This is a genomic window from Saprospiraceae bacterium, from assembly GCA_016719615.1.
GTDB lineage: Bacteria > Bacteroidota > Bacteroidia > Chitinophagales > Saprospiraceae > Vicinibacter.
The window spans coordinates 19595-27282 of sequence record JADJYQ010000010.1 but is presented as its reverse complement, the minus strand read 5'-3'; the positions used below and the strand labels follow the sequence as shown (position 1 = coordinate 27282).

The 7688-nt window shown below is 39.9% G+C and carries 8 protein-coding genes; 5 read left to right on the top strand and 3 right to left on the bottom strand.

Translation table 11 applies throughout. The features are described from left to right. Positions 1-662: 662 nt before the first annotated feature. The 3 genes from IPM92_16990 to IPM92_16980 all read right to left on the bottom strand — a co-directional run bounded on the left by IPM92_16990 (position 663) and on the right by IPM92_16980 (position 1306). Positions 663-800 (bottom strand): FAD-binding protein, encoded by a 138-nt coding sequence (locus tag IPM92_16990; protein ID MBK9110007.1) that lies wholly within the window; start codon positions 798-800, stop codon positions 663-665. Positions 801-888: 88 nt separating this feature from the next. Next, positions 889-1107 (bottom strand): hypothetical protein, encoded by a 219-nt coding sequence (locus IPM92_16985; GenBank protein MBK9110006.1) that lies wholly within the window; start codon positions 1105-1107, stop codon positions 889-891. Beyond that, complete coding sequence (locus IPM92_16980; GenBank protein ID MBK9110005.1) at positions 1097-1306, bottom strand: FAD-binding protein; 210 nt, start codon at positions 1304-1306, stop codon at positions 1097-1099. The genes IPM92_16985 and IPM92_16980 overlap by 11 nt, the downstream gene beginning before the upstream one ends. Positions 1307-2386: 1080 nt before the next feature. Between IPM92_16980 and IPM92_16975 the strand changes: the two genes are divergently transcribed. The 5 genes from IPM92_16975 (at position 2387) to IPM92_16955 (ending at position 7681) form a co-directional block, all read left to right on the top strand. Beyond that, the gene (locus IPM92_16975; protein MBK9110004.1) at positions 2387-2536 is read left to right on the top strand and encodes a hypothetical protein; all 150 of its coding nucleotides are present in this window, start codon (positions 2387-2389) and stop codon (positions 2534-2536) included. Positions 2537-3199: 663 nt separating this feature from the next. After that, complete coding sequence (locus tag IPM92_16970; GenBank protein MBK9110003.1) at positions 3200-3382, top strand: hypothetical protein; 183 nt, start codon at positions 3200-3202, stop codon at positions 3380-3382. Positions 3383-3430: 48 nt separating this feature from the next. Then, the gene (locus IPM92_16965; protein ID MBK9110002.1) at positions 3431-3754 is read left to right on the top strand and encodes a hypothetical protein; all 324 of its coding nucleotides are present in this window, start codon (positions 3431-3433) and stop codon (positions 3752-3754) included. A gap of 157 nt (positions 3755-3911) precedes the next feature. Continuing rightward, a complete protein-coding gene (locus IPM92_16960; protein ID MBK9110001.1) occupies positions 3912-4526 on the top strand; it encodes a hypothetical protein in 615 nt (204 codons plus the stop codon). Positions 4527-4717: 191 nt separating this feature from the next. Then, a complete protein-coding gene (locus IPM92_16955; protein MBK9110000.1) occupies positions 4718-7681 on the top strand; it encodes a gliding motility-associated C-terminal domain-containing protein in 2964 nt (987 codons plus the stop codon). The last annotated feature ends 7 nt before the right edge of the window (positions 7682-7688 follow it).

Sequence of the window (7688 nt, the reverse complement as noted above, 5' to 3'; positions counted from 1 at the left end):
AAAGTTTCTGAACCTCCTTAAAATTGCAATGATGGAATGGAGTAAGAAATGAATACCGATAAACGCTGCATCAACTGTGAAAGAGACATGGAACATTATGGCGATAAATCAAAAGTGATTCAGCATTTTGCTAACAAAGGATTTGAATATGAGTTGATTTTAGAAAGCATGAAAACCATGTAGCCTATTTCATCAATATCCAACTAACCCACGGGAATTTTATAATTACTTCTATATCTTAATTGGATTCTGCAAATATCATGATTTTTATAGACTTGGCTTACAACAAGGTCGATTGTTTAAATTCATATTTGATCTATATAATCTGTAGTGTAATGCAGGCCCGGCTTTCTTTCGCATGGAAGCCGAACGCGTAACCAGATAACCGATAGTAATCAGGTTGCGGAGCTCACACAAAGACACTGACAGCGTTGTAGAATAAGTATAAGTCTTCTACCAATACTCTTTGTATAATAAATACCAGTCTATTTCAATGCACGTTCGATCCTTACGTTGCTGCGTACAATGCCTACATAATAAGACATGATCTCTTTGAGTTCCTTGATGCTTTGTGTAATCAATACAAGTTCTTTAGGATGCCCTGTTCAAATTGAATCCCATTCTGGTATATCTGTTCGCAATTGAAATCCATCCCTATTTTTCTACGAGATCTTGTGCAATACGATATCCAAAGCCGCTTCCAATAGCGAATTGCTGGCTAACCTATTGGCTCCATGTAAACCTGTATTCGTGCATTCACCGCAAGCATATAAATTGCGGATGCTGCTGTGTATAGGCATCTACATGGATCCCGCCACACCAAATAATGACGGGCAGGAACGACCGGAATCACTTTGTTGCATCCGATGAATTCCGATGCTTTTACCTTCAAATATTCGGAAAATGTTGCACAAATTCTGCTTCGTCAGGAGATCTCAGCAATCCAGACACGTAATCTTCTCGTCTCATTTTTAATTCGTTGTTGATTGCCCTTGCAACAATGTCTCTGGGAACTCTAACGAAGGCGTTCATCGTAACGCTACGCTGAATTCCTGGCCATCCTGTGTTTTTAGAATTCCTCAAGACCAGAACAGCTTCAGAAATCAAAACGCAGGATTCTCGGATTAGCCCTATATAAAGCCGTTGGATGAAATTGAACCGACTCCATGTTTTCCATATGTCCTTTGGCGCGATACATCATGGCAATTCCATCACCGGTTACCCGTAAATAATGGATTGTTGGCATCATTCTGCAAATCTGTCGGCTCCACCTGTTGGAAGTATTGTCCCACTTTTGCCAGATCATTTCTACTCTAGAATTTCAGATTTAAAGATAAGCTCCATAACATTCGATATCGAACATAATGCGCGTAACATTGAAACCCAGATTGGTGCTGGGTCAAAACATCTATTGCAATGGTGCTCGAGGAGATCTCAATATTTAGGCTGGCGCTGCATTTGTCAAGCAAAGCACGTTCAATTTCTGCTCCGGTCACATCCTGATAGTGCAAAATCCGCTTTCCGAATGACCATGCACGCATCAAGATCGCAATAAGATGCATCGATTTTATCAAATCGGGCACCCCAATCGATCAATTCTGTACGCGTTGTGGCCTTCCTCTACCACGATGCGTACGATCTCTTTTGGCGCATAATCATCGCCGGCAGCGGGGTATCTTGCGTGTTTTCAAAATCATCTTTGATCTGATCCCAAACCGCTGCAATACCTCCATGCGCATGGCAGGTATTGCTTTCTTCCTTATTGGTTTGCTGGTGAGTCGTAATATCGAATCAGGACGCTGTCGCGCAATTTGAATATGATCGTGGACAGGCAATTCCAGTTCCGATGATCAATACGTCAGGTTATAAATCCATCCTTTCATTTGTTGAGCAAATTTACGGAATCAACGTAAGTAAAATGCTTTGTAAGCTTTCATAAATGAGATGGCAATGATTTTGGAGTCATTTAACATGATAAATTCAGCAATTGAAAGTTTAAAATGTTGTCCGTTCAAGCTTATTTATAAGCAATTAGCTAAGGACATTTAGGACTTCACTGTTTAAGCATCAATTTTCAAACATAATAGAAAACAAGATTTATATCTTTGCCAAGTACTGAGTTAGACCGAAACATCCATAACACAGAGTCCTTTGAAAAATTTCAAGGCATTAATTACAAAATGCGAAACTAAAGAATTATAAAGGACGATTTTGTATGGGCATCATTTTGCATCTCCTCAATCGCAATTTAGATCCTGAAAAGATAAAATTTGAACGGATATTTTCCAAAGCTTATAAAGACCATGATTCAATATTTAACGAAGATTTTTAGAGTACATCAGTTTGCTGAACAAACAGCTCCGTTCGCTATATTTTGATTGGTGGTTTGGCAGTCAATGTTTGTGGATACAGGAGATCGACAGGTGATATGGATTTATGGATTGAACCTACAGAAGAAAATCACACCCGGCTTACAAAAGTTCACCAGGAATATGGAATGTATATGGGAGAAATGGAAGATCTTGAAAATTTATAGATACGTTAAAATTTGATGTTTTTTCAGTTTGGAGGTGGTTTTATTAAAATAGACATCATGACTGCCTGTAAAGGATTAATATTTGAAGTGCCTTAAAACAAGCTAAAATGATCAACATTGAAAAGTGAATGTCCGAATAATTCATATCAATGATTTGATTCGGGCTACAAATTAGCAGCGGGTAAGATTTAAAGATTTGGATGATATTGAAAGTATTTAAATAAATTACGAGATCAAATTCATAATTCTGATTTTAATCATTGTTTCCAAGTGAATTGTGAACACCTTACAGCTGCTAAAATTCTTTTGAATTTATACGGTGTAATTTTTGTTGAAATGTATCAAAATCAATTGTTAATATAAACACCGGTAAATTTGCATTTATGCCTGATTTTGCATATATTATTTACACCTGAAGCCTTTAACCCAGAATTGCCAATAGAATTCTATTACGAGCCAAAACTGCTTCAAATACAGTCCTCTTCTCGAAATTTGTGCTCAATGAAATCCTTACTTCACTTCCGCGCAAATTTCTTGCGAGAGACCTGTCTTTTTGCATTTTTGACTCTCTACGAATCCTAATGGCAATTCTGGGTTTAATATTTACTGTTTTTAAAAATATTTTCTATTCAATACAACTTATTCCCTTATTTTGTATCATATATGATGATGAGCAACAAATATATTCTTACCGTATTCTTCTCATTGCTCATGATAGGTAGTGCGATTTCGCAGCATTGTGCATTTGATGAGAAACACCAGGCCTTATTGCAGTCGATGCTGCCTATCTGCAGCGGACTCTGCAAATGGAAAATGAAATTTATCAGCACAGTCTCGATGCTCTGAAAAGGCAAAATACAAAGCCGATCCAAACCGATTTATACACTTCCCCTGGTGGTGCACCTCATCGTTCCACCCGGGACTGCTATCGGACAAAGCAATAACTTAACAGACCGGCAGGTCGAACAAGGTCTGGATTATTTAAATCAGGCTTTTTCTAATTCAGGTCCCTTCGCTGCTGCAAATGGGGTAGATGTTGGCATCCAATTCTGCCTTGCCCGGCGAGATCCCAATGGTCAACCTACCAATGGAATTACAAGAACTCCGAGTAACCTGGTCAATGACATGATGTGTGCTCCAGGCACCAATGCTAACAATGATGCTGCGATTAAAGCGCTGATTGGTTGGGATTGTACTCGCTATATCAACATTTTTTAGTTACAGATTTATTTAATAACAACTTTGGTTGCAGTCTGGCAGGTTACGCTTATTTCCCGGTGCTCCCTGCGGTAGACGGCATTGTTCAAGAAAGTCGTTATTGGAATTCAATTGGAGGAACAGTAGTTACGGCTCACGAAATGGGCCATTATTTTCTTTGAATCATACCTTTAACGGCGGATGCACAAATGGCAATTGTCTACAGGATGGAGACCGGGTCTGCGATACACCACCTGACAATTCAGCATCCTTCGCACCCTGTAATACCAACTCATGTAACACTGATATTCCGGATCTACCTGACGACAACAGCAACTACATGGATTATACTTCTTGCGGCCCGGTACATTTTACCGACGGACAAAGGAATCGTATGATCGCCGCACTGGAGACCACCCGCAAATCGCTGATCAGCTCCAATGGTTGTTTGCCTCCAGGAAATTATGATGCTGCTGCTTTGGAATTAAGTTTACAAGGTTCCGTTTGCACAGATTCCCTTTGTCCGAAATTGAAGATCCGAAATGACGGAAGTAAAAGTTTTTCAACACTGGATATCAATTATCAGCTCAATGGAATTCCACAAAGTCCCTATGTATGGAATGGCATATTAATTCCTGGTCAGAGCCAGGTCATAGATCTCCCCTGCATTCCCATTCCACAAGGAAATCATAGCTTATCCGTTACGCTCGGCAATCCCGATAATCAGCCGGATTTTTATCCTCAGAATAATATCCTCCAATATGCGTTTGAAATTTTGAAGAACTTAAACTAACAATTGATAGTTTATCGCCCACACATTGCATCAGCGACGGAAAACTCTGGGCACATGCCACCGGCGGAACAGGGCCATATAAGTATCGCCTCAACAAGAGATCCGGATCACAAACAGATTCTTATTTTCAACTTCTGCTCGCTGGCAATTATATTCTCTATGCAGAAGACTTAAATGGTTGTCAGACCAGTTTGCCATTTACTATTCCCGATAGTTGCGGCGGAATCGGAAATAAAAAATTTATCACCAATGGAAATGCACGGCAATTGGGCAACGATTGCTATTTGTTGACAGAGGAGAATTTTGGTCAGACAGGATCCATCTGGTACGAAGATAAAGTCAGCTTATACAGCAGTTTTGACATCTATTTTGATATTAATTTGGGTTGCCTTGATGCGCAAGGGGCAGATGGCATTGCCTTTGTATTTCAACCCATTTCAACTTCGATCGGAGTCTCCGGAGGGGGACTGGGTTACCAGGGTGTTATGCCCAGTCTTGCTGTCGAATTTGACACCTATCACAATGGCAATTATACGGATCCCATTTTTGACCATGTTGCCATTATGAGAAACGGTAATGTAGATCATGCTTCAGGCGATAATCTCTCAGGTCCGGTCGGGATTCTCAATGGAAATGCTAATGCTGAAGATTGCAATTTTCATAAAGTGCTTATACGTTGGAGCGCGAGCAATGCAACTTTATCGGTGTATGTGGATTGTATTTTAAAATTGCGCTATTCCGGAGATGTCGTTCGCAGTATTTTCAACAATGATCCGAATGTATACTTTGGATTTACAGCTGCAACAGGTGGATCTATCAATGTTCAGCAAGTCTGTTTAAATTACATCACCGGCGTCAACACACTTCCCGATCTTACCATTTGCGAAGGAGAATCGATCCAGGTTTCGGCCAAACCCAATTTCGCTCAATATCGCTGGCGGCCTTCAAAAGGTGTGAGTGATACCTCTGTATTTAATCCGATCATTCAACCAGATAGCACGACCACTTACCATATTGAATACAGTGATGCTTGCGGATTTCAGTATCAGGATTCGTTAACGATTTTTGTAAAGAAGTACAGTTTAAAGTATGAATTACAACTGGCCGACAGTTGCGGATCTTTTCGAGGAGCTTTACTTCGCATTTTTGAAAAACCTGAAGACAGTTCAGCTCTTTACAGTATGGACGGTATTTTTTTCTATAAACAATTTTATTTTGAAATTCCGGAAGAAGGATTTTACACGATCTATACCAAAATTGGAAACTGCATTCTTCCTGAAATTATTGAAGTGAGTGAATTCAAACACCGGCTTCGGGATAGTTTGATCCGGGTGCAAGCAATGAACTGCATCGATTCGGGACGTATCGTGATCACCGCACTGGAAGGCATACCGCCATATTCATATCGCATCAATGGCGGCAACTGGCAAAGCAGTGGTATTTTCACCGGATTGGCACCGGGCAATTACATCATTGATGTAAGGGATTCAACGCGATGTAACCTACAGCGCCTCGTTCAAATCGGTCTAGCCAATCAACGATTAACATTGAAACAAGACTCATTCAATCTTGAAATAAATTGTTGCCAGCCAAACGCATTTATTGCAGTGAGTGCAGATGGTACTTTCCCTTTTTACCATTATTCATTGGATCAATCATATTGGGAGGATTCAGGATATTTTACAGGATTACTTCCAGGTACACATACATTGATTGCGCGCGATGAATACGGTTGCAGTTCAGATACTTTACATTTTGTGGTTATTGATCATAGTCAGGAAGATCGCGATACACAATCTCTAAAAATTTGTGCGGGAGAATTTATTGAAGTTGGCAGCAGCCGATATACCACATCCGGAATTTACACCGATATTTTTCAAAATAGATTCTGTTGCGATAGTGTGATCGTCACAAATCTTATTGTCGACCCAGTGTATAATATTCCAAATGTGCGGCAAATTTGCAATGGTTCAAATATTGTTGTAGGAACAAAGTCGTACACGAATACCGGAAAGTATATTGATACCTTACAAAGTATCCGTTCCTGTGATAGTATTGTATACACCGATTTATTGGTTTACCCGATTTATGATTTACAACAAAATCATATCATTTGCGAAGGAGAGACCGTCATCATCGGCTCTAGTCAATACACAAAATCAGGCTTGTATCTTGACAGTTTATTGACTGATAAAGGTTGCGACAGTATTATTCATACACAGGTCACTGTAAATCCTAAACATTTATTTCAGCAGCAATTACAAATCTGTAAAGGACAATTCACCCGGGTAGGAAATAATATATACAATGCCACCGGTTTTTACCAAGACCGTCTGAATAATATTTTCGGATGTGACAGCATTGTTGAAACAAATTTATTTGTAGATACTGTAGAAGCCCAATTGCAATTGGATACGATTCGGTGTTATGGTGATGACGATGCAGTTATTACAATTTATCCACAATCTGGAATTCCGGGATTTATGTATGCGCTGGATGACACCTCTACTTATCAATCCGATAATTATTTTAGCCCCCTAACACCCGGAAACTACCAAGTGTTCGTTAAAGATACTTTGGGTTGTGAAAATCAATATTCAGTTGTATTTTTTCAGCCCTTGCTTTTACAAGCAGATCTACCTGTGGAAATAAAACTTACACTTGGCGACAAAATACAATTACAAGCTATTTTAAATTTTATTCCCGGCACCGCAAGCTGGACGCCTGCCACCGGACTTTCCTGTACAGATTGTGCGGCGCCCTATTTGTTAGCACTTGAAAATGCAGAATACGAAGTATTATTTACCAATTCGGCTGGTTGTGAAGTGCGAGCAAAAATTAAAGTCATCGTCGACAATCAAACCGATGTTTATGTGCCCAACGTTTTCAGCCCCAACGGCGACAACCTAAACGACCTGGTTACCGTGTTCGGAGGTCCCAGCATCCGAGAAGTGGAGCTGTTCCGCATTTATAATCGATGGGGAAATATGGTTTTTGAAAACAAACATTTTCAGTTGAATGACTTATTAGCCGGATGGGATGGAAGATTCAATGGTGAGCCGATGAATCCAGCGGTTTTTGTATATCATTTGAAAGCGATTAGGATTGATGGAACGGTGTTGGAGAAATATGGGGATGTGAGTTTGGTGAGGTGATCATCTC